Annotated in this window: 31 protein-coding genes; 30 read left to right on the top strand and 1 reads right to left on the bottom strand. The window is 64.0% G+C overall.

Features of this window, described 5'->3' with window-relative positions; translation table 11 throughout:
• The first annotated feature begins 64 nt into the window (after window positions 1-64).
• The 29 genes from IED13_RS26940 (at window position 65) to IED13_RS26800 (ending at window position 23,469) form a co-directional block, all read left to right on the top strand.
• Complete coding sequence (locus IED13_RS26940) at window positions 65-511, top strand: MerR family transcriptional regulator (RefSeq protein WP_030540684.1); 447 nt, start codon at window positions 65-67, stop codon at window positions 509-511.
• Window positions 501-1,076 carry a VapC50 family PIN domain-containing toxin gene (locus IED13_RS26935; protein ID WP_030540683.1) on the top strand — a complete coding sequence of 192 codons (576 nt, stop codon included), beginning with the start codon at window positions 501-503 and terminating at the stop codon, window positions 1,074-1,076. Before IED13_RS26940 ends, IED13_RS26935 begins: the two co-directional genes overlap by 11 nt.
• Window positions 1,077-1,281: 205 nt before the next feature.
• Entirely contained in the window at window positions 1,282-2,244 is a 963-nt protein-coding gene (locus IED13_RS26930; protein ID WP_103023847.1) for an ArdC family protein, read from the top strand.
• A complete protein-coding gene (locus IED13_RS26925; RefSeq protein WP_030540763.1) occupies window positions 2,241-2,636 on the top strand; it encodes a DUF2958 domain-containing protein in 396 nt (131 codons plus the stop codon). Before IED13_RS26930 ends, IED13_RS26925 begins: the two co-directional genes overlap by 4 nt.
• A gap of 126 nt (window positions 2,637-2,762) precedes the next feature.
• On the top strand, window positions 2,763-4,874 hold the full coding sequence (locus tag IED13_RS26920) for a ParB/RepB/Spo0J family partition protein (protein ID WP_030540762.1): 2,112 nt from the start codon (window positions 2,763-2,765) through the stop codon (window positions 4,872-4,874).
• Between the two features lie 97 nt (window positions 4,875-4,971).
• The gene (locus tag IED13_RS26915; RefSeq protein ID WP_030540761.1) at window positions 4,972-5,277 is read left to right on the top strand and encodes a hypothetical protein; all 306 of its coding nucleotides are present in this window, start codon (window positions 4,972-4,974) and stop codon (window positions 5,275-5,277) included.
• Between the two features lie 392 nt (window positions 5,278-5,669).
• Entirely contained in the window at window positions 5,670-5,834 is a 165-nt protein-coding gene (locus IED13_RS26910; protein ID WP_173830039.1) for a hypothetical protein, read from the top strand.
• Between the two features lie 201 nt (window positions 5,835-6,035).
• Window positions 6,036-6,584, top strand: coding sequence for a hypothetical protein (locus tag IED13_RS26905; protein WP_030540760.1), 549 nt, complete (start codon window positions 6,036-6,038; stop codon window positions 6,582-6,584).
• Between the two features lie 67 nt (window positions 6,585-6,651).
• The gene (locus tag IED13_RS26900) at window positions 6,652-7,131 is read left to right on the top strand and encodes a DUF6878 family protein (protein WP_030540759.1); all 480 of its coding nucleotides are present in this window, start codon (window positions 6,652-6,654) and stop codon (window positions 7,129-7,131) included.
• 11 nt (window positions 7,132-7,142) lie between these two features.
• The gene (locus IED13_RS26895; RefSeq protein WP_030540758.1) at window positions 7,143-7,562 is read left to right on the top strand and encodes a DUF6915 family protein; all 420 of its coding nucleotides are present in this window, start codon (window positions 7,143-7,145) and stop codon (window positions 7,560-7,562) included.
• A gap of 64 nt (window positions 7,563-7,626) precedes the next feature.
• The gene (locus tag IED13_RS26890) at window positions 7,627-8,043 is read left to right on the top strand and encodes a hypothetical protein (protein WP_030540757.1); all 417 of its coding nucleotides are present in this window, start codon (window positions 7,627-7,629) and stop codon (window positions 8,041-8,043) included.
• Window positions 8,036-8,680: an antitoxin of toxin-antitoxin stability system gene (locus IED13_RS26885; protein ID WP_103023845.1), complete on the top strand. Its 645-nt coding sequence runs from the start codon at window positions 8,036-8,038 to the stop codon at window positions 8,678-8,680. The genes IED13_RS26890 and IED13_RS26885 overlap by 8 nt, the downstream gene beginning before the upstream one ends.
• Before the next feature lie 150 nt (window positions 8,681-8,830).
• The gene (locus IED13_RS26880; protein WP_030540755.1) at window positions 8,831-13,153 is read left to right on the top strand and encodes a strawberry notch family protein; all 4,323 of its coding nucleotides are present in this window, start codon (window positions 8,831-8,833) and stop codon (window positions 13,151-13,153) included.
• The gene (locus IED13_RS26875; RefSeq protein WP_030540754.1) at window positions 13,153-14,190 is read left to right on the top strand and encodes a DUF7146 domain-containing protein; all 1,038 of its coding nucleotides are present in this window, start codon (window positions 13,153-13,155) and stop codon (window positions 14,188-14,190) included. The genes IED13_RS26880 and IED13_RS26875 overlap by 1 nt, the downstream gene beginning before the upstream one ends.
• A 308-nt stretch (window positions 14,191-14,498) precedes the next feature.
• Window positions 14,499-15,425, top strand: a complete 927-nt coding sequence (locus IED13_RS26870; protein ID WP_103023844.1) for a DUF2493 domain-containing protein — start codon at window positions 14,499-14,501, stop codon at window positions 15,423-15,425.
• 152 nt (window positions 15,426-15,577) lie between these two features.
• Window positions 15,578-16,018, top strand: coding sequence for a hypothetical protein (locus IED13_RS26865; protein WP_030540752.1), 441 nt, complete (start codon window positions 15,578-15,580; stop codon window positions 16,016-16,018).
• Window positions 16,019-16,583: 565 nt separating this feature from the next.
• The gene (locus tag IED13_RS26860) at window positions 16,584-16,910 is read left to right on the top strand and encodes a DUF736 domain-containing protein (protein ID WP_030540751.1); all 327 of its coding nucleotides are present in this window, start codon (window positions 16,584-16,586) and stop codon (window positions 16,908-16,910) included.
• Between the two features lie 193 nt (window positions 16,911-17,103).
• On the top strand, window positions 17,104-17,361 hold the full coding sequence (locus IED13_RS26855) for a helix-turn-helix domain-containing protein (protein ID WP_030540750.1): 258 nt from the start codon (window positions 17,104-17,106) through the stop codon (window positions 17,359-17,361).
• A 102-nt stretch (window positions 17,362-17,463) separates the two neighbouring features.
• A complete protein-coding gene (locus tag IED13_RS26850) occupies window positions 17,464-17,730 on the top strand; it encodes a DNA -binding domain-containing protein (RefSeq protein WP_081856769.1) in 267 nt (88 codons plus the stop codon).
• A gap of 117 nt (window positions 17,731-17,847) precedes the next feature.
• On the top strand, window positions 17,848-18,072 hold the full coding sequence (locus IED13_RS26845; protein ID WP_183754805.1) for a transcriptional regulator domain-containing protein: 225 nt from the start codon (window positions 17,848-17,850) through the stop codon (window positions 18,070-18,072).
• Window positions 18,073-18,295: 223 nt separating this feature from the next.
• A complete protein-coding gene (locus IED13_RS29005; protein WP_199797745.1) occupies window positions 18,296-18,622 on the top strand; it encodes a DUF2285 domain-containing protein in 327 nt (108 codons plus the stop codon).
• Between the two features lie 140 nt (window positions 18,623-18,762).
• Window positions 18,763-19,035 (top strand): helix-turn-helix transcriptional regulator, encoded by a 273-nt coding sequence (locus tag IED13_RS26835; RefSeq protein WP_030540746.1) that lies wholly within the window; start codon window positions 18,763-18,765, stop codon window positions 19,033-19,035.
• 18 nt (window positions 19,036-19,053) lie between these two features.
• Window positions 19,054-20,214, top strand: coding sequence for a replication initiator protein A (locus tag IED13_RS26830; RefSeq protein WP_030540745.1), 1,161 nt, complete (start codon window positions 19,054-19,056; stop codon window positions 20,212-20,214).
• A complete protein-coding gene (parA, locus tag IED13_RS26825) occupies window positions 20,211-20,864 on the top strand; it encodes a ParA family partition ATPase (RefSeq protein ID WP_030540744.1) in 654 nt (217 codons plus the stop codon). Before IED13_RS26830 ends, parA begins: the two co-directional genes overlap by 4 nt.
• The gene (locus tag IED13_RS26820) at window positions 20,861-21,115 is read left to right on the top strand and encodes a hypothetical protein (RefSeq protein WP_030540743.1); all 255 of its coding nucleotides are present in this window, start codon (window positions 20,861-20,863) and stop codon (window positions 21,113-21,115) included. The genes parA and IED13_RS26820 overlap by 4 nt, the downstream gene beginning before the upstream one ends.
• Complete coding sequence (locus tag IED13_RS26815) at window positions 21,112-21,630, top strand: DUF2840 domain-containing protein (protein ID WP_030540742.1); 519 nt, start codon at window positions 21,112-21,114, stop codon at window positions 21,628-21,630. Before IED13_RS26820 ends, IED13_RS26815 begins: the two co-directional genes overlap by 4 nt.
• Window positions 21,627-22,172, top strand: coding sequence for a S26 family signal peptidase (locus IED13_RS26810; protein ID WP_030540741.1), 546 nt, complete (start codon window positions 21,627-21,629; stop codon window positions 22,170-22,172). Before IED13_RS26815 ends, IED13_RS26810 begins: the two co-directional genes overlap by 4 nt.
• Before the next feature lie 35 nt (window positions 22,173-22,207).
• The gene (locus tag IED13_RS26805; RefSeq protein WP_030540740.1) at window positions 22,208-22,543 is read left to right on the top strand and encodes a DUF736 domain-containing protein; all 336 of its coding nucleotides are present in this window, start codon (window positions 22,208-22,210) and stop codon (window positions 22,541-22,543) included.
• A gap of 5 nt (window positions 22,544-22,548) precedes the next feature.
• Window positions 22,549-23,469 (top strand): lytic transglycosylase domain-containing protein, encoded by a 921-nt coding sequence (locus IED13_RS26800; protein WP_183753294.1) that lies wholly within the window; start codon window positions 22,549-22,551, stop codon window positions 23,467-23,469.
• A gap of 275 nt (window positions 23,470-23,744) precedes the next feature.
• Here the strand turns inward: IED13_RS26800 and IED13_RS29000 are convergent, their stop codons facing one another.
• Window positions 23,745-24,119, bottom strand: coding sequence for a hypothetical protein (locus IED13_RS29000; RefSeq protein ID WP_248312791.1), 375 nt, complete (start codon window positions 24,117-24,119; stop codon window positions 23,745-23,747).
• Here IED13_RS29000 and IED13_RS28995 point away from each other — a divergent pair.
• A partial coding sequence (locus IED13_RS28995) for a relaxase/mobilization nuclease domain-containing protein (protein WP_404801913.1) occupies window positions 24,100-24,599 on the top strand: 500 nt, incomplete at its 3' end. The genes IED13_RS29000 and IED13_RS28995 overlap by 20 nt on opposite strands.

Here is a 24,599-nt window from a genome sequence, read left to right as displayed (position 1 = left end):
CAGATTTTCAGTTATTGCAGTTAGCGTTCAGGGCGCCTATATTGGTCAGGAAGGAGAAACCGCCATGGCCAGCCAGGTTGTCAAATTCGCCGGTCTTTCGGACCGGGACCGCAAGAAGGTGCTCGCCCTTCCCAGTCTCGGGGCGGGCGACCGCTTCGAGTTGCGTGTCCGCCGCCGGGACGGAGAGGAGCAGACCGTCGTACTGCCGCCTGCCGCGGCCGATGTGGTCGAGGCCCTGCTGGACCATCTGCGCAGCGGCGAGCGCGTCGCCGTGCTGGCCGAGGATCAGGAACTAAGCCCCGCCGATGCCTCCGAAATCCTCGGCATCTCGCGGCCGCTCGTCGTCCATCGCATGGACATCGGCGATCTGCCGTTCCGCTATGTGGGAAAGCATCGCCGCGCATCGCTCAAGGACGTTCTGGCGCTGAAGGCGCAGATCGACGGCCAGCGCAAGGCGATGGAAGGCCTGGCGGCCGATGCCGAGGATCTCAACCTCCGCTATGGCATTTAATCCCGTTGTCGCGGTCTGCGATGCCTGTGTCCTGTATCCGTTTCATCTGAGGAACGTCATCGTGCAGGCGGCAGTCGACCGCCTGTTCCACGCGCGCTGGACCGATGCGATCCATGACGAATGGATGCAGAACCTCATCGCCAATACGCCGGGCCTTCCGCCCGATCGCCTGATGGGCACGAAGCGTCTCATGGACCTTGCATTGCCCGAGGCGCGTATTGCCGGATACGAACAGCATATCCCTGCCATCAGTCTCCCCGACCCCGATGACCGTCATGTCGCCGCAGCCGCCATCGCGGCAGGCGCATCGACGATCATCACTTGGAACCTGCGCGATTTCCCGGTTGGCGCGTTGAGAAAACACAATCTGGTGCGTCAGACACCAGACGCCTTCCTGGCCGATCTCCATGAACAGCTTCCGGAGCAGACCACCGGGTCGCTGGCGAATGCTCGGCGCAATCTCAGGCGGTCGCGTGTGTCCGCGTCCGACTTCCTCGACATCCTGCGAGGTCAGAAACTCACCAGGCTGGCAGCGCAGATCGAGAAGCATATCGACGATCTCTGAACCGGACGTCCATGCCTGCCGAAGCCCTGATTTACGGATTGCGGGGGAAAGTCTTCCCCCTGGCCGGCGCCTCGGTCGCCGGCGCACCCCCTTCTGCGGGGAGACCCCGCAACGCCCCCTTCAGAGTGAGAGTGCGGACGGGTTTTCCGTGACGGGTTGAGGGCCGGAGGAGAGGCTTCCGGCGCCCGTCGCGGAGATCATCCCGATGGCCAGAGAGCAACGCGCGGCTCGCAAGGGCGGCACGCGCACGAATCTTTACGACGACATCACCGACAAGATCATCGCCGACCTGGAGGAAGGGCGCTTTCCCTGGGTCCAACCTTGGGGCACGGCGGCGGCGAAAGCGCCGCTCGCCATGCCGAGGAACGCGGCGACCGCCCGGCAATATTCCGGCATCAATGTCCTGATCCTCTGGGGGGCCGTGATCCAGCATGGCTATCCCACCCAGCATTGGCTCACTTTCCGCCAGGCGCTGTCGCTTGGCGGCAATGTCAGGAAGGGCGAGCACGGCACCACCGTCGTCTATGCCGATCGTTTCACGCCGGAGGACGAAAAGCGCCGCGCCCGTGAGACCGGGGAGGAAGCCGGCAGCATTCCGTTCCTCAAGCGGTTCACCGTATTCAACGCCGCGCAATGCGAAGGCCTGCCCGACAACATCGCCGTCGAGGCCCCACCTCCACCGCCCGGCATGATCGAGCCGCAGGTCGAGGCGCTGATCGCGGCGACCGGCATCGATTTCCGGATCGGCGGGAACCGCGCCTATTATGCCCCCGCTCAGGACTATGTGCAGGTGCCGCCGCCGCAAGCCTATTTCGAGCCGATCAATTGGCACCGGACCGCCCTCCACGAGATAGGTCACGCCACAGGGCATGAGACCCGGCTCGGGCGGGATTTCTCGGGTAGCTTCGGTACGAAGAAATACGCCTTCGAGGAGATGATAGCCGAGATTTCGAGCGCTTTTTGCTGCGCCTCGCTCGGGATCGTGCCGACGGTGCGCCATGCCGACTATGTTGGTTCGTGGCTGGAGGTGATGCGCGAGGATTCCCGCGCCATCGTGCGCGCCGCCTCGCAGGCGAGCAAGGCGGCCGACTGGATTCTCTCGCATCTGCCGGAGGGCGACGCCGCAGAAGCCGATATGGCGGCCACCGAGCGGAGGGCCGCGGCATGATCCTCCTGACAGATGAACAGCGCGCGCAGCTTCTCGCCAATGGCCGCCAACCGGACGCCGATCACATCCCGGTCGTCAAATTCTTCAACCCCTTCGGCGCGGGTGTCTGGCTTGCGACCGAATTGGACGAGGATGGCGACACCATGTTCGGACTGGCCGATATCGGCTGTCCCGAACTGGGCTCATGGCGCTTCGAGGAACTGCGATCCCTCCAGTTGCCGTTTGGCATGGGCATCGAACGGGATCTGCTTTTCATCGGAGATTTCCCGATCTCGGTCTGGGCCGAGGCGGCGCGTGAGACCGGCAGCATCCGTGATGCCGAGCGCGTGCTTTACCGCGCGGCTCAATCCTTGAGCCGGAAATCCTCCGATACGGAAAGCCGGTTTCCCTGAATTCCGGGTTCCAGGCTCTGCGGGTTCGGCGTCGCTCTCTTCAGAGGAAGAGGGCGGCGCTTCGCTTCGTGACGGGCTGGTTGCCGGAGAGAGAGGCTCCCCGGCGTCCGTCATGGAGTCACTGACATGGCCACTGCCGTTCAGAAAATCACCCTGTCGTCCTCGCGCGACATCCCCTTCAACAAGCTGGTGCTCAGCCAGTCCAATGTCCGGCGCGTGAAGGCTGGCGTCTCGGTCGAGGAACTGGCCGCGTCCATCGCCCGCCGGGGCCTGATCCAGTCCCTGCATGTCCGGCCAGAGCTGGATGCGGAGGGCAAGGAGACCGGCCTCTTCGAGGTGCCCGCCGGCGGACGGCGCTACCGGGCACTGGAGCATCTGGTCAAGCAGAAGCGCCTCAACAAGACCGCGCCGGTGCCTTGCATCGTCTCGGAGGCCAGTGACGACATCCTGATCGACGAGGTGTCGCTGGCCGAGAACATCGAGCGCGCGCCGCTGCATCCGCTGGATCAGTTCCGCGCCTTCCAGACCCTGCGTGAGAAGGGCATGAGCGAGGAGGAAATCGCCGCCGCGTTCTTCGTCGACGCCAAGGTGGTAAAGCAGCGCCTTCGCCTCGTTTCGGTCTCGCCTTCGCTGCTCGATGTCTATGCCGAGGACGGCATGACGCTCGAACAGCTCATGGCCTTCAGCGTTTCCGAGGATCACGCCCGCCAGGAAAAGGTTTGGGAAGCGATCCGGGACGGCTGGCAGAAGGAACCTTATTATATCCGCCGCCTTCTCACCGAAACCACCGTGCGCGCTTCCGACAAGCGGGCGCTCTTCGTCGGGGTTGGCGCATACGAGGACGCCGGCGGCTGCGTGCTGCGCGATCTCTTCCAGCAGGACGATGGCGGCTGGCTCCAGGACCCGGTGCTGCTCGACAGGCTTGTCGGGGAAAAGCTGAAGGCCGACGCGGAAACCATCGCTGAGGAAGGCTGGAAATGGATCGAGATCGCGGTGGACTTCCCCTATGGCCACACCAGCGGGATGCGCCGTCTGGCCGGCGCCACCATCGACTTGACTGACGAGGAGCGTGCCGAACGCGAGAAGCTCCGCGACGAGTTCGACGCGCTGGAGGCGGAATATGCCGAGGCCGACGAATTGCCCGACGAGGTGGATGCGCGGCTCGGCGAGATCGAGGAAGCGCTGGATGCCCTCGAATCCCGGCCGATGATCTATGCCGCCGACCAGATGGCCCGTGCCGGTGTTTTCGTCAGCATCCGTCACGACGGTCAGCTCGCCGTCGAGCGCGGTTATGTCCGCTCCGAAGACGAGGTGGTGGAAGGCCAGGAGGGCGATGGCGCCCAAGGTGCATCTGTTGAAGGCGGCGAGCCCGGCAGTGTCCAGCGCGCCGTCATCACCGTGGGCGGTGCAGCGCCGGAAACCGAGGAGGACGAAGAGGTCGAGACCATCCGGCCGCTGCCCGATCGCCTCGTCAGCGAGTTGACTGCGCATCGCACCTTGGCGCTTCGGGATGCCGTGGCGACCAACCCGCATGTGGCGATGACGGCGTTGCTGCACCGGTTGGTCACGGATTGCTTCCTGCCTCATTCCGCCAGGGGCTGCCTCGAGGCCCAGGTCCGGGAGGTTCACTTCCCGGCGCAGGCAGAGGATCTGGGCGAAAGCGCCTCGGCAAAGTCCATCCAGGATCGGCATGAACGCTGGGGCGATCACATCCCGGCCAACGATGCCGCGCTCTGGGACTGGCTGGCCGATCAGGACGACGACACCCGGATGGAGTTGCTCGCCCATTGCGTTAGCTTCGGCGTCAACGCCCTGCACGAGAAACCCAACCCCTATAGCGGCATGGGCGTCAGCCAGCATGGTCTCGACGTGCGCCTGTCGCAGGCAGACCGGCTCGCTCGGGCGACCGGACTCGACATGGTGGCGGTGGGCTGGCGGCCCACGGTCGGGAACTATCTCGGCCGCGTGACCAAACCGCGGATCATCGAGGCGGTGCGCGAGGGCGCCGGCGACTGGGCGGCGCAGCTCATCGATCATCTGAAGAAAGGCGACATGGCGAAAGAAGCCGAGCGCCTGCTGGCCGAAACCGGCTGGCTGCCGGAGCCGCTGCGCATGGTGGACCGTGATGCCAAGGTCGATACGGACGCGGACGATCTGCCCGAGTTCCTTGTCGACGATGGCGAGGATGAAGAAGCCACCGAGGAGGAGGACGCGCAGTCGATGGTCGCTGCCGAATGATCCTCAGGCGGGGCGGCTTCCGCTGCTCCGTCTCCTCCGTTCCGTTTCCACACTTCGCCCGGTCCTCGTGACCGGGCTTTTTCTTTGGAGATATCCGATGCCCGCAAATATCGACATTGACCAGATCTTTCGCGAGGACAGCGCCACCCCTCCTTCGGAACGCTCGCTGCCGTGGGAGGAAACCCGCGATGGCATTACCGTCGTAGTGGAGCCAAAGCCCCATTGGGCCGACGACATGCGCGCCTTTCGTCTCGATATGCGCCAATATTGCCGCTACGCGGATTGGACCGCGCAGGGCAATGATGCCCGGTTCTACGATCACATCGACACTTGCGGCGATGACGTGATGATGAAGGCGCAAGCCATGATCGCGCGCGAGATCGCTGACGGACTTTGGGATTGAAGGTCGTCACGGACCCGGTACCGGCCTCAATGGTCCCGATACCAGCTTCATCATGATTCCGATGATCCGGTCTGGGCAACGGGTTCCATCCCCGGCCTGGAACACGATCCTGATGCCGCATGAGGGCAAGGCTGGCGCGGAGAAACATCTGCGACGGGTCTTCGGCATCCTGTCAGAGGCAAAACACCACCCCCGCTTCCATTCGCAAACCTTGGTCTGATCCGTCTCTTTGCAGTCAACCCGCAAGGGGTCGGCCTACGCGCGCGTGCCGCTCTCGCGGATTCGGGACACATGCCCGAACGCACGAGAGTGATTGCAGATCCAGTCAGACACTTCGGGCGCCTGTCGCGCGGGGGATGGTCCCCCGCCTCCAGAGACAGGAGCCGATCCCGATGTCCTACGCAGATGCCACCGCCTTCGCCGCCAGCCTCGCCGACACGCTGATGGTCGAGATCGTCGTGTTCCAGGCCGGGGACGGAACCCACGGTGCTTGCCCCGCCGCCGAATTCGACGGCGACAACGACATGGTGAAGCTGGAACTGGACCCATGGGCCTGAGGCGCGACACGCGCCTCATTCCCTCCGCCCGGATCGCGGCTTATCCCGCGACCGGGCGTCCGGTCCTGCGATGACCGCCTATCGCCGGCAGCGCAACCGGGGACGCGCCCCGGCCAGAGAGGAAGAGTGCGGGCCGTTCGGCCGTGACGGGTTGGTTGCCGGAGAGAGAGGCTCGCCGGCGCCCGTCATGGAGTGATCCCGATGACCCATTTCCGATCCGATACTTTCCGGCCCATCGGCCAGATTCTCGCAACCGAGGTGATGCCCGCGCTCTTTCGCGCCCGGAGGCTGCCGCTGCGCATCTCGTGCCTCGGCATCGCCAGCGATGACGGTAATGACAAGGCCGACCGGTTCGACCGCACCATTCCGCTTGGGGAATGCCAATCACCCGAAGAGGCCATGCGCTTTGCCTGCCTGCGCCTGTCCCAGAGCAATATCTGCACCGGCCCCGACAGCTTCCCACACTTCCGCCCACGGATCATGGTCATCGAGGATTGCGAGCATCGCCTGGTCCTCGCCGGTGAAATCCGTGCCGGTGTCATTCTCTGGCAGCAGCCCGTTGCCTCGGACCCCGAGGCGCGCCGGATCGTCTCCGAGGCCAGCCGGTTGCGCGGCATGGCCTTCCGGTCGCCCGATCCCGACGAGGCTCGCGAGTATCGCTACCGCGCCGCCACGCTGGAAGCCCGGCTGGTCGATCCGTTCTGGCGCGAGACCACCACCGAGCTGCTCCGCCTGCCTCAGGCGGCCTGACCTCACGCCAACCTTCCCATCCACTTCGCCCGGCCATCCGCCGGGTTTTTCATTTCAGGAGCCTGATATGGCCGACAACAGCAAAACCGCATCCGAACCGCGCCCGCCGTTCTCCGACTGGGAAGCGCAGGCCGCCCTTCAATCCCGGCTCGAGGCCGATCTGTTCGCCATCAACAAGGCGACATTGTTCGATGCGCTGGTCTTCACCGGCGTTACCACCATCATCGTCACCTTCGACGGATATGGCGATTCCGGCCAGATCGAGGACGTCGAGGTCAAGGCCGGCGACGATAACATCGCCATGCCGGGGGCCATGATCGCATTCGCCAAAACCGTCTGGGGCCAGTCGGAGCCGGAGCGCTCGACCGTCACCATCGCCACGGCTGTCGAGAATCTCGCCTATGACGTCCTCGAACGAACGCATGGCGGCTGGGAGAATAATGACGGCGCCTATGGTGAGGTCATATTCGACGTCGCAAAGCGGGAGATCACGCTCGACTACAACGAGCGTTACACCGCCTCCGAAAACTACATGCACAGTTTCTGAGGGAGGCGATGATGGGACATTGTTATCATCACGCGCTGTCCTCGGCGCGCAAATGGGGTGGCGCGGCGGAAGACTATCTGCCGCTGCACCAATGGTTCGACGAGTCCAAGGAGATCATCGCGGATTTCCGGCATAGGGCGCTCCGCCATCATGCCCAGGGCATATTCGAACTGGAGCGGACGTTCGGCGCCACCATCACCATCTCGACCGGCCGCGTCGTGCCCGTGCGGTTGATCGGCGAACAGCATGTGCTGGAGGATTTCGGCTTCATACCTAGCTTCGCCGATTGGGTGCGCGCGATCCGTCCCCAGCCATGGATGGGCCGCGCCCAGCCGATACACAAGCTGGTCGATCCCTTCGCCGCGACCGCGGAGACCGAACCGAACACCGGCGGCTCGCCGCATCCGGTTCCCGATCCATCGGCACGCTGACCGCCGCCTTTCCTCCCAATTCCGCCCGGCCTCGCGCCGGGCGCTTTCGTTTCAGGAGCCTGACATGGCCGACTATTTCACCCATTTCTCCTGCCTGCTTGAAGTGGGCACCCCCGAAAACGCTGCCCGCGCGCTCGACCTCTATAATGCGCTCTCGGATGATAACGCCGCGGAAGATCCGCCTTCGGACGGATTTCTGCTCTCGATCCAGCCCGAACATGGGGGCTCGCATCTCTGGATGCGCGATGACGGCACGGGCGATCCCGAGCATGTCATCCAGTTCGTCAAACGCTGCGCGGCCGAGTTCGGCCTGACCGGATTATGGGGCATGCAATACGCCAACACCTGTTCCAAACCCCGCGTCGATGGGTTCGGCGGCGGCGCCCATGTCCTCGATCTCGCCACCGGCGAGACTGTGGACTGGATCTATACCGATGGCTGGCTGTCCATCGTGCTGGAGGGAGGCGACCCTCATGCCTGAGATCATCGAAACCACGGTCTACAGGCTCGACGAGCTGTCCGATGCGGCCAAGGACAAGGCTCGCGCCTGGTATCGCGAGGGCGGATTCGACTACGAATGGTACGATGCCGTCTATGAAGATTTCCAGCGCATCGCGGAAATCTTGGGCCTGGACCTCAAGACACGGCCCGTCCGGCTCATGGGCGGCAGCACACGGCAGGAGCCCCGCATCTGGTTTCGGGGATTCTGGTCGCAGGGCGACGGGGCTTGCTTTGAAACGCGGTATTCCTATCGAAAGGCCGCGCCGCGCCGTATCAGGGAATATGCCCCGCAGGACACCGAACTGCACCGCATCGCCGATGCCTTTCACACGATCCAGCGCCGAAACTTCTATCAGCTTCGCGCCGAAGCCACCCATCGCGGTCATTACTATCATGAGTATTGCATGGCGATCTCCGTCGAGCGCGATAGCCCGGCCTGGCAGGACATGACGGACGACGCCGAGGAAACCGTCATTGAGGCGCTGCGTGACCTCGCCCGCTGGCTCTATCGCCAGCTTGAGCGCGAATACGACTATCTGTCCTCAGACGAAGCAGTTGATGAGACCATCATCGCCAATGACTACACCTTCACCGACACGGGACGCCGCTTCGGCTGATCCTGATAAGCGCCCCGCCGTCACGGCGGGGCGCTTTTCCACTGTCATCATCTCAAGAGGCAGAGAGGTGCCGGGACGGGTTGAGTCCGGGTGGTCGAGAGAGAGCGCCCTCCGGGCTTTCCCGTTCCCGCTCTCCTGAGGTTTTCCGTAATGAACATTTCGTCTCCCGCGGCCGAGCCGGTCGCGCCGCTGGCGGCTGCGCCTTCCATCCTGGCCGCCGCCAATCTCATCCTTCCCTATCTCGAACGCGGCCAGCGCGTCGATGTCGCGATCCTGCGCGGCGCGATGGAAACCGCCTTCGGTGCGTCCGACGCCAGCGGCGCCTGGGACTGGAAACTGGCGTATGAAGCCTGCGAGGTCGCCACGGTTCTGTTCCTGCGAAAATACGGAAAGGCGCTTTTCCGTAAAGCCGCGTCTCCGCTTTCCCGGCTCGATCCGCTGGCGAAGATCGCCGGCCTGCTGCCGACGCAAACCCGCCGTTCCGAAGAAAGCCAGAGCTTCCAGCAATTCAGCACGCCTTTGCCGCTCGGCCTCGCCGCGCTGACCGCGGCATCGATCACCCCGGACGATATAGTGCTCGAACCCTCGACGGGCACTGGTCTTGTGGCCATCCTGGCACAAACCCTCGGTGGTTCGCTGATCCTCAACGAACTGGCCGAAATCCGCGCCGATCTTCTCTCTTCTCTCTTTCCGGCCTTTCCCGTCACCCGGTTGGATGCCGCCCAGATCGACGATCATCTGGCCCCGGATGCCGTGCCGTCCGTCGTGATGATGAACCCGCCATTCTCGGTCATGGCGAACGTCACCGGACGCGTAGCGGATGCCGCATGTCGGCATGTCGCTTCCGCGCTCGCCCGGCTGGCCCCCGGCGGGCGGCTAGTCACGATTACCGGCGCGAATTTCAATCCCGAGGCCCCGGCCTGGCGCGATGCCTTCATCCGCTTGCAGGCACGTGGCCGCGTGGTGTTCACCGCCGCCATCGGCGGGGCGGTCTATGCCAAGCACGGCACCAGCATCGACACACGGTTGACGGTGATCGACAAGGCGCCCGCCGACGACCCTGCCATCTTCCCGGTCTCACCTGGGATTGCGCCCGACGTCGCCACGCTGATCGGCTGGATCGAGAGCCAGGTTCCGCCACGCCTGCCGGTCTCCTTGCCGAAAGCCGCTATCGCATTGCCCGCCGAGGCTCCGAAGACGGTGCGCGGTTATCTTGCCCGCGCCGCATCCTCCCGCCCCGTTGCTGCTCCGGCCAACGATCCCGAGGGCATGGAACTCGCCTATGAGCCAGTGGACTGGGCGCCGCCGGAAGGCGCGCGGCTGTCGGACGCGATCTATGAGGAATATGCGCTGCAATCGCTGCGCATCCCCCTCGCCGAGCCACATCCGACCAAGCTGGTGCAATCGGCCGCCATGGCCTCGATCGCGCCGCCCAAGCCTTCTTACCGGCCCATGCTTCCCGCCGACATCCGTACCCGCCTGTCGGATGCGCAGTTGGAGACCCTGATCTATGCAGGAGAAGCCCATGCTGATCATCTCGCTGGCGCCTGGATGGTGGATGAGCATTTCGACAATGTGAGCGCCGCACTCGAGGATGCAGCCGGCGCTGTCCGCTTTCGCCGAGGCTTCATGCTGGGCGACGGGACCGGCGCGGGCAAGGGTCGCCAATCGGCCGGGATCATCCTCGACAATTGGCTGCGCGGACGGCGCAAGGCGGTTTGGATTTCGAAATCCGACAAGCTGATCGAGGACGCTCAGCGCGACTGGTCGGCGCTCGGCATGGAGCGACTGCTAGTCACACCTCTGTCGCGCTTCCCGCAGGGCAAGCCGATCACGCTGACGGAAGGCATCCTGTTTACCACCTATGCCACGCTGCGCTCCGATGACCGGGGCGAAAAGGTTTCGCGCGTGCGTCAGATCGTCGATTGGTTGGGCTCCGATTTCGATGGAGTCATCATATTCGACGAGAGCCATGCCATGCAGAATGCCGGTGGCGGTAAGGGAGAACGCGGCGATGTCGCCGCCTCGCAGCAAGGACGCGCGGGCCTGCGGCTCCAGCACGCTCTGCCGGATGCCCGCGTGGTCTATGTGTCGGCGACGGGCGCCACCACCGTCCACAATCTCGCCTATGCGCAGCGGCTCGGCCTCTGGGGCGGCGAGGATTTCCCGTTTCAGACCCGCGCCGAATTCGTCGAGGCGATCGAGGCCGGCGGCGTAGCGGCGATGGAGGTTCTGGCCCGCGATCTCCGCTCTCTTGGTCTCTATACCGCGCGGTCGCTCTCCTATGATGGCGTTGAATATGAACTGGTCGAGCACCCGCTGACCGGCGAGCAACGCCGCATCTACGATGCTTACGCGGCCGCATTTGCCGTGATCCATGGAAACCTGGACGCGGCGATGGAAGCGGCCAATATCACCGGCAGCGAGGGCACTCTAAACCGGCAGGCCAAATCCGCCGCGCGTTCCGCCTTCGAGAGCACCAAGCAGCGCTTCTTCGGCCATCTGCTGACCTCCATGAAAACCCCGACCCTGATCCGGTCCATCGAGGCAGATCTTGAAGCAGGCCATGCCGCCGTCATTCAGATTGTCTCGACCGGCGAAGCCCTGATGGAACGGCGACTGGCCGAGATCCCGACCGAGGAATGGAACGATATTTCCGTCGATATCACGCCGAGGGAGTATGTCGGCTCGTATTTGCAGCATTCCTTCCCGGTACAGCTCTATGAACCCTTCAGCGATGGCGAGGGCAACCTGTCGTCACGCCCCGTCTTCCGCGACGGTCAGCCGGTGGAATGCCGCGAAGCCGTGGCGCGGCGCGACGAGATGCTGGAGCAGCTGGGTTCGCTTCCACCTGTACCCGGTGCGCTTGACCAGATCGTCCAGCGTTTCGGCACGGATGTGGTGGCCGAGGTCACGGGCCGCTCGCGCCGGATCGTGCGCAAGAGCGACGGAGCATCGGCACGCCTTGCGGTCGAGAACCGTGCGCCGTCCGCCAACCTTGCCGAGACTTCGGCCTTCATGGATGACCACAAGCGCATTCTGGTCTTCTCGGATGCCGGTGGCACCGGGCGCAGCTATCACGCAGAACTCTCGGCACGAAACCAGCGGCTGCGAGTCCATTATCTGCTGGAACCGGGCTGGAAGGCCGATGCCGCCATTCAGGGGCTGGGGCGCACCAACCGGACCAATCAGGCGCAGCCGCCTCTGTTCCGGCCGATTGCCACGGATGTCAAAGCCGAGAAGCGCTTCCTCTCGACCATCGCCCGCCGCCTCGACACGCTGGGCGCGATCACACGCGGCCAGCGCCAGACCGGCGGACAAGGGCTGTTCCGCCCCGAGGACAATCTGGAATCCGGCTATGCCCGCGACGCGCTTCGCCAGCTCTATCTGCTGATCGTGCGCGGCAAGGTCGAGGGATGCTCGCTCGAACGGTTTGAATCCGCCACCGGCCTGAAGCTGATGGACAGCAATGGTGTGAAGGACGACCTGCCGCCGATCACCACCTTCCTCAACCGTCTGCTGGCGCTGACCATCGAATTGCAGGGTATTCTGTTCTCGGCCTTCGAGCAGCTTCTGCAGGCCCGGATCGACGGGGCCATTGCATCCGGCACCTATGACATGGGGCTGGAAACGCTGAAGGCGGAAAGCTTCATCGTCACCGACCGGCAGGTGATCCACATCCATCCGGGCACAGGGGCGGAAACCCGGCTCCTGACGCTCACCGAGCGCAAACGCAATCAGCCGGTCACGCTCGATGCCACGCTGGCTGAACTGGATGATCCCCGCGCAAGATTGCTCATCAACGAGCGGTCGGGACGTGCCGCCGTGCAGATTCCGACCACCAGCGTTATGCTGGATGATGGCGAGATCGAACGGCGCGTGCGGCTGATCCGGCCGATGGAGGCGATAAATATTCCGGTGCGGGCGATGGGCGAAACCCACTGGATCGAGGCCGATCGTGTCGCCTTCAGCGCAGCCTGGACTGCGGAACTGGCCGAGGTGCCGGAGTTCACCGACAGCATCCTGCATATGGTGACAGGGCTGCTTCTGCCGATCTGGAAACGCCTGCCGCAGGAATCCTCCCGCGTCTATCGCCTCCAGACCGACGAGGGCGAACGCATCATTGGTCGCCGGGTCTCGCCGGCATGGGCCGCCAATGCCTCGACCAGTGGCGTCACCAGCAGCCTGACACCGGATGCCGCCTATGCCGCGCTGATCGAAGGTCGCACGATCCTTGATCTCGCCGAGGGGCTGCAACTGCGCCGCGTCCGGGTCATGGGCGCCAACCGGATCGAACTGACCGGCTTTACTGACGCGATGCGCGACCGGCTGCGGGCCTATGGCCTCTTCAGCGAGATCATCTCGTGGAAGCTGCGTTTCTTCGTGCCCGTCGATGCAACGGGACCGGAGATCACCGGCAAACTGCTTGACCGCTTCCCGGTTGAGCGCATCGGTGAGCGGGAGGCCGCATAATGGCGCGTCTCAACGCTTCCGAACTGGCCCAGCGTCTCGGCCGACAGGCCGAGGCGGTGTGCCGCCACTATCTGTCGAATGGTCGTAAACAGGGCAATTACTGGCAGGTTGGCAATGTCCGAAACACGGCTGGACGCTCCATGTTCGTCCGGTTGCACGACAGCGTGAAAGGCATTGCCGGAAAATGGCAGGACTCGGCCACGGGTGAACATGGCGATCTGCTCGACGTGATCCGGGACTCGCTCGGCCTGATCGACTTCGCAGATGTTGCCGAAGAGGCCCGGCGCTTCCTCAGCCTGCCGCATGCTGACCCTGATCCGTCATCCCGCCAGTCTCGAACGCCAGCACCATCGGGATCGTCCGAAGCGGCACGTCGCCTCTGGCGCATGACGCAACCGCTCATCGGCAGTACCGCAGAGGCGTATTTACGCGGACGCGGCATTACGGATTTACGCCAAACCGCAAATCTGCGCTTCCATCCCAACTGCTACTGGCGGCCTGAGGACGATGGCCCGACCGAGACATGGCCCGCCATGATCGCCGCCGTCACCGGCCTCGATGGCAGGATTACCGGCGCACACCGCACATGGTTGGCCCCGGACGGTTCCGGCAAGGCACCTGTCGATCCGCCGAGGAAGGCAATGGGCGACCTGCTCGGGCATGCGGTTCGTTTCGGTGATGCGCAGGATGTCATGGCAGCGGGGGAAGGCATCGAAACCATCCTGTCGCTGCGTCAGACTCTGCCCACCATGCCGATGGTTTCCGCACTCTCTGCCGGACACCTCGCTGCCATCCTGTTCCCGCCACAACTGCGCAGGCTCTATATCGTCCGCGATAACGATCCGGCAGGTGACAGCGCCTGCGATAGCCTGGTGGGCCGGGCGCACGAGGTCGGGATCGAGGCCATCACGCTCTCGCCCATGATGGGGGACTTCAACGAAGATCTCGCAACTCATGGGCTGGATGCCGTTCGGGCAAAGATCCGGGTGCAAATCGCTCCCGAGGACGTCAGCCGCTTCATGGCCTCGATAGCATAGCCGGTACGGGGGCCGTGATCGGGGCGTTCCGATCCTTTCATGCGCATTGGCTGCATCCTGTCATCAGCAGAGGACCGCGCCTTGGCCTTCCGAGAGGGCGATCGGCCCACAAACGCTCCGGTCAGGCAATGGCGGCGCCCGACTGATTTCCGTCGGCGGGCAAGCCCGCCTTTACAGCGCGAAACAAATCAGCCGGGCTTTGCCATCAAGGCCCTCGCCAGAGGCTCGCGCTGCCAGACCGGAGCGCCCGTGGGCTTTCGTCGCCATGAAGGCCGCGACGGTCGCGGTCCAACTGACGGAAGCATCCCATGTACGCGCACGACGATTTCGAACCCGATCACAGCACGTCCCCGACCGGCCATGCCATCGAAGAACTCGAACTCTACGGCTACCGCCCCTCCGAAGACGAGGCCGATCCCCGGATCACACCCGAAGATCACGTCATCCAGGGCGCAGTCTCCGACATCTTCGATGCCCTGATTTCCACCATGGCCGACACCAGCCTCGATTTCGACCTCGACGAGATCCTCTGGTCCACCGTCAACACCTTCCACCGCGCTGTCGAATGGATCGAGACGAAACTCGACGATAACGAGCAGGCACAGAAGCGTCTTCAGCGTGAACAGGATGGCAGCGAGGTCAAATCCGTCCAGCTCGAAACCCTGATCGGCGCGGGCCAAAGCCTGATCGAGCGCCGCGACAGCATGGAAACCTTCCGCGATAGCGCCGCGGACATCTATCTGCGCACCACCGGAACGCCCTGGTCGCAACGCTCCGGCTCACGGGTCAACCATCGCAAGATGACCTCGGCCATGATCGACAGCCGCGACTTCATCGCCGCAAAACGCCGGGCCGACAACGAGGTGCTGCTGCCCGCAGGTCCGAAGATCGCCTTCTCGGGCGGTGACACCACCGATCACCGGACGATCTGGGCCAAGCTCGATCAGGTCCACGCCAAGCACCCGGACATGGTGCTGATGCATGGCGGATCGCCCAAGGGCGCGGAACGCATCGCGGCCACATGGGCCAATAACCGCAAGGTCGCACAGGTCGCCTTCAAACCCGACTGGGCAAAACATGCCAAGGCAGCACCGTTCAAACGCAACGACCAGATGCTCGGCATTATGCCGATCGGGGTCATCATCTTCCCCGGCACGGGCATTCAGGACAACCTGGCCGATAAGGCCCGCAAGATGGGCATCCCGGTCTATCGCTTCGGGACAGGCAGCGCGTGAGCGCTGCCTTCCCAGCTTCATCATGAGCATGGCGATAGCTCACGCCGATCATTCCATGTCGCACAGACAGACATGTTCATGCTAAAGGTCGCGGTGCGCCGTGGTGGTGGTGGAAGGCGCAACCGTCCAACATTTTGCACGGAGACACCACCATGATCGTCCTCGGAATCCTTGTTTCCATCGCAGCCATCGGCACCATGTGCTGGCTGCTGTTCAACCTTGCCGTCTTTGCTCTTCCGTTCTTTATCGGCATAAACGCAGGAACCTGGGCCTATGGCACGGGGGCTGGCTGGCTCGGCGGCATCCTCATTGGTTTTCTCGCCGCCGGTCTGACACTGGCAGTCGGTCAGGGCCTGCTCATGCTGGTCCGCCCGATCTGGGCGCGACTGCTGATCGCTCTGGCCTTTGTCGCTCCGGCGGGTATGGCCGGGTTCTACGCCACCCTCGGTATCGTCAAGCACATGATGCCCTCAGAGACATGGCAACTCATCTTCTCGGTCATCGGAGCGGTTGCGGTGGGCGTGACAACGTTCCTGCGCGTTGCGGGCATGGCCGCGACCGGCCCAGCGGACGGCGGCTTTGTGCGCACTTGAACCACAGTGATCCGTTGATCGCGACCAGAAGCGGATACGGATCATCTTCCATCTTCGTCAGGAATATGGCGGTAGATAGCGGGCAAGCATCGGATCAGCGTGAGACACAGCCGCGCCCCATAGGAGCGTAGGACGGTCAGCGCCAGCGTTCGTGGACTGACCAGAAACCGATGGGGCGACGCCGGTTGGAATAGGCCGGAATGAGAGATGCGCATGGCCTGAGACGCGCGGTGACAAAAGAGCCGGTACGGCCGGTCTGGTCATCCTGTTGAGCCCCAAGGTTGCCACCGTCTCCGTTCAGCCCCCGTGTCTCGACCGCTCCAAACGGCCTCTTCAATGGCCTGATCTGGCCGAAGAACAGCGCGATGCGCTTCGACCGCTTTAGCGCAACAGCGTCGTCACAACTTTCTTCCCCTGCCGGCAGAGCCGCCATTCCGCGCGGAACAAGAAAGTTTCTCCTGTGCTGTCCAGCCCCTTTGGGGTGCGCCAGCGTTCGTCTCCGGCCGGTCGATCGCCATCGAGGCCGCAATGGTGCGGGCTCGGAAACGGAAAACGGAGACTTAAAATGGCAACCATCGGCACCTTCAAGAAGACCGGCTCGAACGAATTCACCGGCGAAATCGTCACCCTCAGCGTCCAGGCCAAGGGCGTGCGCATCGTTCCCGACCTGCGTGCCACCGGCGAGAACGCCCCCAGCCATCGGGTCCTGGTCGGCCGCGCCGAGATCGGCGCCGCCTGGTCCAAGCGCTCCAACGAGGGCCGCGACTATTTGGGCCTCAAGCTCGACGATCCGAGCTTCACCGCCCCGATCTACGCCAACCTCTTCGACGACGAAGACGGCGAGAGCTACGCTTTGATCTGGTCCCGGCCCAATCGCCGCAATGGCGAGTAAGCCCGTCGCGCGAAGATGCCCCGCCCGGACGATCCGGGCGGGGCAAAGCGCTTGAGGGCAACCGAATCAGTCGGCAGCAGTTCAATCTATCCCACCCGTAAACCTGTCAAATTGTCTGGCCAGACCCACGAGGAGCGACTATTATAGTCGTAGTTCTGGCGCGAGAGCTGGTCCGAATGGGAGGTGATCATGCATGATCACCGCCCGACAATCGCGGGCCGCACGCGCGCTGCTTGGTTGGACTCAGGAGACGCTCGCTGACAAGGCCCGAATATCGCTGACCGCGCTCAAACGCCTCGAGTCTGAAAGCAGACTCGACGTGTATGAGACGACGCGCGATCAGGTTCGCAGGGCGTTCGAGAGCAGCGGCATCATCTTCCTGAACCCCGACCAGGGTATCGGAGTGCTGCTGGTCGATGAGAAACACCGACGGTCCCCACCGCCACTCTAGCGCTCACGTCCCGGTCTCGCCTGAAAACAGGCTTGGGATTTCGGTCGCATCGTGGTTAATAAATTCCTTCTATGCGGATAGAGATATCCCAAAGGGGGCATCGTGACCGATTCCAACTTTCTGGATGAGCCGCCGGAAAGCTTTGCGCTCACCGACTACGATCGAGCGCATATGAAGCTCTACATGCGTCTGTTGGATGCAGCAGCTGACGGTGCTGACTGGCGTGAAGCCGTAAGTGTCCTCTTCGGCCTTGATCCCGAGTGCGACCCCGAACGTGCCCGTCATGTCCATGACCGGCACCTGGCCCGCGCCCGCTGGATGACCACCCATGGCTATCGCCAGCTTGTTCGTGAAGGACAAAGCCACTGATCTGGTGATGCGCTGGCCGCAATACCCATTGCAAGCAATGCGGCTTCCACCTTTTGCCCGAGCCGGCAATCGTCTTCGCCTCGACACACCAGAACCGCGAAAAGGCTGGAGGGCAGGATGTCTCCCGACACATCCCGGTGGCGAACACCGTCGAATTATGACTACACCGACCATCTGAACGCATCCGATGTCGGCTGGGAGTGGTTGAGGCGCAACCAGGACTATCAGCGCGACTTCGATGCTCTGCAAAATGCCGCAACTCACACCCCGGCTTTGATTAAACGAGCGAGCCTCCGCTGGGGGCTGCGATTTCGCCGCCCCACCGAGCCTCAACGCTACTGAAACTCCGGTTTTCTGGCTTCCCGAAGACGACGCAGGCGCTGTCATACTCGCGCCGGCGCCCCCGATCCTGCCACATGGCACAATCGCGGCAACTGCTCTGTCCGACGCGCACGAGAGAGTCGGGCCTGAAGCGCATCACATCCTGCATCCGCTCGGCGGCGGCGATCATCTCCATCTCGTTCTGCCGAATGACGCCCCGGTCGATATAGGGCTCGTCGCCATCGTGCCGCTCGGACTAGAAGGATTCGATCGCGTCAAGGCGATTGTCCGTCTGCTTGCTTCGCTTCACCACCGATCCGTCCCGCCAGACACGCGGTTGACGGGTCAGCAACGTGCGCGTGCGCGGCGCATGTTGCAGGCTTTCGATGGGCGGCAGACCGGCGCCACCCATAAGGAAATCGCCGAAGTAATCTTCCACACCGGCAAACTCACCCGCGATGAATGGCAAGCGGCTTCGGAGCGGCATGCCGTGATGAGCCTCCTGGAAGGGGCCGAGGCCATGATTGCCGGTGGCTATCGCGGCCTTCTTCGGCATCGTCGCCGATCATAATTCGCGCCAGCCTCGCAGCCGGTGTGGAGTTTTAGGCCCCCCTTACTTCCCACTGCAACTCGCCGTCCCGCCTTCGCCATCGTGGCCTGCGTCAGCCGTTGCTCGCCAGCGGCCTCAACGCACCCACGGAGGCCCCATCCATGCGACCCGATCTCGCCGCCCTTCCGCCACGCTACCTGCGCACCAAGGAAGCCGCCGAATTCCTGAGCCTGTCGTCCCGCACACTGGAAAAGCACCGCACCTATGGCACCGGCCCCGCCTACCGGAAACTCGGCGGGCGCGTCGTCTATGCCGTCGATGACCTGACGGCCTGGGCCGATAGCGGCTCGGTCAGGTCCACATCCGATCCGCGTGGCGCGGTGCAGCCGGCAAAGCGGCAGGCAACCGCACCCGTTGCCCGTCGTGCGCGATAGCCGCGAGGCGGCTCCCTCATGCCGATGCGCAAAAGCTCAACATCAGAACGTGGGCAGCTCGATCTGTTCAGGGCGCTTCCGGGCGATTTCTCGCCTCGCGATGCACAGGATCTCATGGCCTATCCCTTCTTCTCGCTCTCGAAATCTCACCGGACAGCCCCGATCGATTTTGTCGCCGGCGGCGTCGCGATCCGTGTCGAAGCCGTACCCGACCATGGCATGGCCACCATCTGGGACGCCGACATCCTGATCTGGGCGGCCAGCCAGATCGTCGAGGCCCGCGACGCAGGATTGCCAACATCGCGTCTGATGGCCGCCACGCCCTACGAAATACTGACCTTCATCCGGCGTGGTGTCGGCGCGCGCGACTATCAGCGTCTGAAGGCCGGGCTTGATCGGCTCCAGTCGACAACGGTGTCGACCTCGATCCGGCAGTCCGCGGAAGGCCGCCGCCATCGCTTCTCCTGGATCAACGAATGGCGCGAACGCACCGACCATCGCGGCAGGTCGGCAGGCATTGAACTGATCGTGCCGGACTGGTTCTACAGCGCAGTCCTCGACGACGCGCTCGTTCTCACCATCGATCGGACCTATTTCAACCTGACGGGCGGCCTGGAGCGCTGGCTCTATCGTCTGGTACGAAAGCATGGTGGCAAGCAGCGGCGAGGCTGGCGGTTCGATCTGCGTCACCTCTACCTGAAGTCGGGAAGCCTCTCGCCCTTCAAGCGCTTTGCTTTCGAGTTGCGCGACATCATCCGTCGTCAGCCGCTTCCGGGATATTGGCTTTGCCTTGAGATCGAGGTCAGTGGCCGCACCCTGCTCGCGTTCGAGCCGTGGAAACCCTGTGGAAAAGCTGTGGATGGCGTCGTGCCATCAGGAACCCCGACCCTTGTGCCATCGGGAACCGCGCGCACGTGCCATCGGGAACTCAAACAGGCCGTAACCGATGAAAAAGAAAAAAGAAATCGTGCCCTTAACTTAGAATCTAACCAAGAATCTAACATTGAAGAGCGCGCGCGCGATGTGGATAGAACCACGCGCACATCTTCAGGCAGCGCCCATAATCGCGCGTCGTGCAATCGCCGCAGAACATCTTCCCGGCCAGTCTCGATAGATACTTCCGGCTCCCCAGCCGCCGTTCACCTCCCCTTCGATGATGAACCGGGAGGGAAGCCATGATCGTCGCTCTCCTCAACCAGAAAGGCGGCGTCGGCAAAACCACGCTGGCGCTGCACCTCGCGGGAGAATGGGCCGCAAGGGGAAAGCGCGTCACGCTGATCGACGCTGATCCACAAGGCTCCGCGCTCGACTGGTCGCAGACACGCAGCCATGAGGGGCTGCCAAGGCTGTTCAGCACTATCGGCCTGGCCCGCGACACCTTGCACCGGGAAGCGCCGGAGCTGGCCCGCGACGCCGATCACGTTGTCATCGACGGGCCGCCGCGCGTCGCAGCTCTGATGCGCTCGGCGCTGCTTGCCGCCGACCTGGTGTTGATCCCGGTGCAGCCATCCCCCTTCGATGGTTGGGCCTCGGCCGAAATGCTGGCGCTTCTCAAGGAAGCGCGCATCTACAGGCCTGAGCTGGTCGCCCGTTTCGTGCTCAACCGTTGCGGCGCGCGCACCGTCATCGCCCGAGAGACGGCCGAGACGCTGGCCGACCACGATCCGCCCTTGCTTGCCGCCACCATCGGCCAGCGCGTCGTCTTCGCCGACGCCGCGCAGTCCGGCCGGCTTACCAGCGAGATCGACGCCGACAGCCGGGCCACGCGCGAGATCGCCGCGCTTGCCACGGAGATCGACCATCTCGGCATCGGGCGGAGCGCGCCATGACCCGCGCTCCCGGCAAGCCTCGCTTCGCATCCCGGCCGAGCGATCCCGAGAGCTGGATCAAGGCTTCGGACACGCCGCAGACCGGCAAAACCACAGGCGAGGCGTTCACCGCTCGCCTGACGATCGACATCACGCCCGAGATGCGCGGGCGCATCAAGGTCGCGGCTTTCCGGCGCGGCATCACCGTCGCCGACATGCTGCGCGACCTGCTCGCGCGCGAATTTCCATCCACCGAAGGAGATCCGATATGACCGGCAACGCGGCCCGCCGCTTGCACGGCCGTCCGCTGCCGGACGGGCCTGCGCCTTTCACCACATTGGTCGAACTGACCTTCGACAAGCGCAAGGTCGAGCGCTGGATACGGTTCGGCCGCAAGAGCTACGAACAGATCATCGACCGTCGCCGCAGCCTCGTCGGCTTCGCGCCGGAAAGCGTCTTCGCCTTCGTCCGCTGGGCGGCGGGCGAGCATGGCACGGTGATTTCCCGCATCGACATCGTGCGCGCCATCGGCCGCGGCGAGCCGTTCCAGACGCTGCCTTTCGTCCGCCCCGGCGGCGACATCCTGTTGCGCCTCGATAGCTGGGCGAAGGTGCAGCGCGCGCTGGCCGCCATCGACGCGGTGGAAGCGCTCGGCCTCGATCCGGCCGACGCCGCGCCCGATCACTGGCGGCATGTCCACAACCGCCTGACCGCCGGTCTGGAGCCGCGCGACTACACGCCGGAACGACACGCCGCCTGGCTCCATCGCCGGAGGATCGAACCATGACACGGTTCGGCTACGTCATGGTGACGTATTTTGCGGCGATGGGCGTCGCCATCGCCGCGTTCATCCCGACGCCTACGAAACTGATCTGGAACGCCACGGCCAGCGCGCCCATCGGCTTCTACACCGTCGAACCCGCCGAGCGGATCGAAGTGCCCGAGCTGGTCGCAATCATGCCGCCCGAACCGCTCGCCGCCTTCATGGTCGAGCGCGGTTATGTCGGGCGCGGCGTGCCGCTCCTGAAGCGCGTCCTCGGTTTGCCCGGACAGCGGGTTTGCCGCACTGGCCGCACCGTCACCGTCGATGGCGTGGAAATGGGCGAAGCGCTGGACCGCGACCGGATCGGCCGCGATCTGCCGGTCTGGCAGGGCTGCCGCGTCATCGGCGACGGCGAAATCTTCCTCATGAATTGGGAGATCCGCGACAGCCTGGACGGCCGTTACTTCGGACCCATCCCCGCAGATTCCGTCATCGGCCGGGCGCTGCCGCTCTGGACCGATGAGGAAGGCGACGGCCGCTACGAATGGCGCGTGCCGACGCATTAATCCTCCCTGAAACCTGCAACCATTGGAGACTTGTCATGCCACAGATCGGTCAATTCACCGCCGAAAATGAAACCTTCGTCGGCCGTGTTCATACGCTCACCCTTTACCGTGAACTGACCATTGTTCCCGCCGAACCATCGGATGCGGACAACGCGCCCGCCTATCGCGTCCTTCATGGGGCCGAAGATGGCCCCGAGGTCGGAGCGGGCTGGAAGGAGGTCGGCGAAAAAGCCGGCGATTACATTTCGCTGGTGATCGACGATCCCGCCTTGCCGCAGCCGATCCGCGCCAACCTCTTCCAGAACAGCAACGACAAGACGGCGTGGTCACTGCACTGGAACCGCCCGAAGCCGCGTGGCGGGCGGGACTGAAAGCCATGCGCTATTGCGTCATCCTCGCGTTCAAAACCCTCATCCCGTTGTTCGCGGCAAGGCCGTCTCATCCTGTCGTCCCGCTCGGCCACCGGACGGCCGGCGCGCACAGCGAAGGTCAGGGGCGGCCTCTCGCCGGCGCTCGCGCCTTGCCCTTGACCGCAGCGAGCACGCTGGCAGGCTGGAGGTCGAACAGAGACAGGAAGATCGTGCGATATGCCGGTCTGCTGCTGGCTGGCGTGCTCGCGGTCGGAGTCAGTCCGGTTGCCGTATCGGCGCAAGCCGCACCCGTCGCGCGCGCGAATCCCTCCGATCCCTATGCCGGCTTCATTACCGAAGCCTCGCAACGTTTCGGTATTCCCGAACACTGGATTCGCGCAGTGCTCCGCGCCGAGAGCGCGGGCGACGTGCGCGCAATCTCGTCGGCCGGAGCGATGGGATTGATGCAGGTCATGCCCGACACTTGGGCGGGCCTGCGCGTCCGCCATGGCCTCGGCCGCGATCCTTACGACCCACGCGACAACATCATGGCGGGTGCGGCTTATCTGCGCGAAATGTGGGACCGCTACGGCAACGTCGCCGCGATGCTCGCGGCCTACAATGCCGGTCCTGGCCGTTACGACGAACATCGCACGACAGGCCGTGCCTTGCCCGCCGAGACGCGCGCCTATGTCGCTGCGCTTGCGCCAGTTCTGGGCAGTTCGGCCGGGGGCGAAATACCCGCGCCAGAACCGCCACCGCCGCCCGACTGGCGCGCGGCTCCGCTGTTCGTCACGCGCTCGACCGACATGCGAACTACCGCCGCGCCGTCATCCGAAGTGCAATCCGGTGACATCCGCGCGCCCGTTCCGGTGCGCAATGCCGCCGATACGGAGCCGACCGGCAGCATTTTTGTGGCCCGCGCCGACGACGGGGGAGCGCCATGACAGGCGTGTTCCCGCGCTCGGCGCGATACGTTCCGGTGTCCAGTCATGCAGGGTTTCGCCTGGCTGGATTCCCGGCAGGAAGGGCGGAAAGGGCAGTAAAGGCGGAGGGCAAGATAAAGGAAACCGGCACTACGTTGGCCCGATTTCTGAATTTGTTGTTGTCTGCACACTGGTTGGGGGAGCCGGGACTGGCACCATGGTTTTCGCCCCGTGGTGCCGGAGATTCGCGCAAAGCCTTGGCCTTGCGGGGTTTTGACCGGCACTACAGCCGCATTTTAGCCGATTTCCGGCGGGTTCGGCATTTTTTTGGCCAGAGGCGCACTCATGAGCGCCGATGATGAAAACCGCTTCCGTCCGAAGCCCGGCCGCATCCGAGCGGATGCGCCGAAGCTCGGCAAGGCCAAGAGCTTTCTCACCCAGGCCAAGAAGCTCGCGCGCCAGCATAGCAACATCCCTGGCAGATCGTCTCCATCGGCATCGCGATCCCCGTCACGCACCACTTCGGGTTCGGCCGGAAAGAGCGGGAAGGTTTCGCGGGCCAGCAAGGGGCCGGGCGTCAAGCGCGGACGCGGTGCGGCCTTCGTGAATGCTCGAACCCTGTCGGGCGGCTGGCGCCACAGCGCGCCGGGAATGCGCCGCGTCGTCGTCAAGACGCGCTACGTCCAGCAGGCCGGCAAGAACGGCAAGGCCGCCGCCCATCTTCGCTACATTCAGCGTGACGGAACCTCGCGCGATGGCGAACGCGGCCAGCTCTATTCCGCCACCGAAGATCGCGCCGACGGCGATGCCTTCGTCGAGCGCGGCAAGGACGATCGCCACCAGTTTCGGTTCATCGTCTCGCCCGAGGATGCTGTCGATCTCTCGGACCTCACCGAGCACACCCGCGATCTGATGAAGCAGATCGAAGGCGACCTCGGCACGAAACTCGATTGGGTCGCGGTCAACCATTACAATACCGGTCATCCCCATGTGCATGTCATCGTCCGGGGGAAGGACGATCTCGGCTGTCCGCCGTCAGCGCCCTTGAGACAGATTCGGGATTTTCGGGAAGGGAGGATTTCTGGATCATCGCAGCCATTCAGGAGCGCAGATGAGACAGAAATCGGTGCCGGAGAAAGCTCCGGCAGAGC

Origin of the sequence: Allobosea spartocytisi (genome assembly GCF_014764685.1) — a bacterium.
Taxonomy (GTDB): Bacteria; Pseudomonadota; Alphaproteobacteria; order Rhizobiales; family Beijerinckiaceae; genus Allobosea; species Allobosea spartocytisi.
Note: the sequence above shows the minus strand (reverse complement) of the source record. Positions and strands in the feature narration are given on the sequence as shown.

Bases quoted from the DNA above. Each gene is read 5' to 3' on its own strand.
- IED13_RS26900 (WP_030540759.1), top strand. From the start codon at position 6,652: ATGGCCGACAACAGCAAAACCGCATCCGAACCGCGCCCGCCGTTCTCC.
- IED13_RS26875 (WP_030540754.1), top strand. From the start codon at position 13,153: ATGGCGCGTCTCAACGCTTCCGAACTGGCCCAGCGTCTCGGCCGACAG.
- IED13_RS26920 (WP_030540762.1), top strand. From the start codon at position 2,763: ATGGCCACTGCCGTTCAGAAAATCACCCTGTCGTCCTCGCGCGACATC.
- IED13_RS26870 (WP_103023844.1), top strand. From the start codon at position 14,499: ATGTACGCGCACGACGATTTCGAACCCGATCACAGCACGTCCCCGACC.
- IED13_RS26860 (WP_030540751.1), top strand. From the start codon at position 16,584: ATGGCAACCATCGGCACCTTCAAGAAGACCGGCTCGAACGAATTCACC.
- IED13_RS26915 (WP_030540761.1), top strand. From the start codon at position 4,972: ATGCCCGCAAATATCGACATTGACCAGATCTTTCGCGAGGACAGCGCC.
- IED13_RS26800 (WP_183753294.1), top strand. From the start codon at position 22,549: ATGCGCTATTGCGTCATCCTCGCGTTCAAAACCCTCATCCCGTTGTTC.
- IED13_RS26895 (WP_030540758.1), top strand. From the start codon at position 7,143: ATGGGACATTGTTATCATCACGCGCTGTCCTCGGCGCGCAAATGGGGT.
- IED13_RS26940 (WP_030540684.1), top strand. From the start codon at position 65: ATGGCCAGCCAGGTTGTCAAATTCGCCGGTCTTTCGGACCGGGACCGC.
- parA (WP_030540744.1), top strand. From the start codon at position 20,211: ATGATCGTCGCTCTCCTCAACCAGAAAGGCGGCGTCGGCAAAACCACG.
- IED13_RS26815 (WP_030540742.1), top strand. From the start codon at position 21,112: ATGACCGGCAACGCGGCCCGCCGCTTGCACGGCCGTCCGCTGCCGGAC.
- IED13_RS26890 (WP_030540757.1), top strand. From the start codon at position 7,627: ATGGCCGACTATTTCACCCATTTCTCCTGCCTGCTTGAAGTGGGCACC.
- IED13_RS26845 (WP_183754805.1), top strand. From the start codon at position 17,848: ATGTCTCCCGACACATCCCGGTGGCGAACACCGTCGAATTATGACTAC.
- IED13_RS26810 (WP_030540741.1), top strand. From the start codon at position 21,627: ATGACACGGTTCGGCTACGTCATGGTGACGTATTTTGCGGCGATGGGC.
- IED13_RS26930 (WP_103023847.1), top strand. From the start codon at position 1,282: ATGGCCAGAGAGCAACGCGCGGCTCGCAAGGGCGGCACGCGCACGAAT.
- IED13_RS26805 (WP_030540740.1), top strand. From the start codon at position 22,208: ATGCCACAGATCGGTCAATTCACCGCCGAAAATGAAACCTTCGTCGGC.
- IED13_RS26935 (WP_030540683.1), top strand. From the start codon at position 501: ATGGCATTTAATCCCGTTGTCGCGGTCTGCGATGCCTGTGTCCTGTAT.
- IED13_RS26880 (WP_030540755.1), top strand. From the start codon at position 8,831: ATGAACATTTCGTCTCCCGCGGCCGAGCCGGTCGCGCCGCTGGCGGCT.
- IED13_RS26820 (WP_030540743.1), top strand. From the start codon at position 20,861: ATGACCCGCGCTCCCGGCAAGCCTCGCTTCGCATCCCGGCCGAGCGAT.
- IED13_RS26925 (WP_030540763.1), top strand. From the start codon at position 2,241: ATGATCCTCCTGACAGATGAACAGCGCGCGCAGCTTCTCGCCAATGGC.
- IED13_RS26835 (WP_030540746.1), top strand. From the start codon at position 18,763: ATGCGACCCGATCTCGCCGCCCTTCCGCCACGCTACCTGCGCACCAAG.
- IED13_RS26855 (WP_030540750.1), top strand. From the start codon at position 17,104: ATGATCACCGCCCGACAATCGCGGGCCGCACGCGCGCTGCTTGGTTGG.
- IED13_RS26885 (WP_103023845.1), top strand. From the start codon at position 8,036: ATGCCTGAGATCATCGAAACCACGGTCTACAGGCTCGACGAGCTGTCC.
- IED13_RS26865 (WP_030540752.1), top strand. From the start codon at position 15,578: ATGATCGTCCTCGGAATCCTTGTTTCCATCGCAGCCATCGGCACCATG.
- IED13_RS26905 (WP_030540760.1), top strand. From the start codon at position 6,036: ATGACCCATTTCCGATCCGATACTTTCCGGCCCATCGGCCAGATTCTC.
- IED13_RS26910 (WP_173830039.1), top strand. From the start codon at position 5,670: ATGTCCTACGCAGATGCCACCGCCTTCGCCGCCAGCCTCGCCGACACG.
- IED13_RS26830 (WP_030540745.1), top strand. From the start codon at position 19,054: ATGCCGATGCGCAAAAGCTCAACATCAGAACGTGGGCAGCTCGATCTG.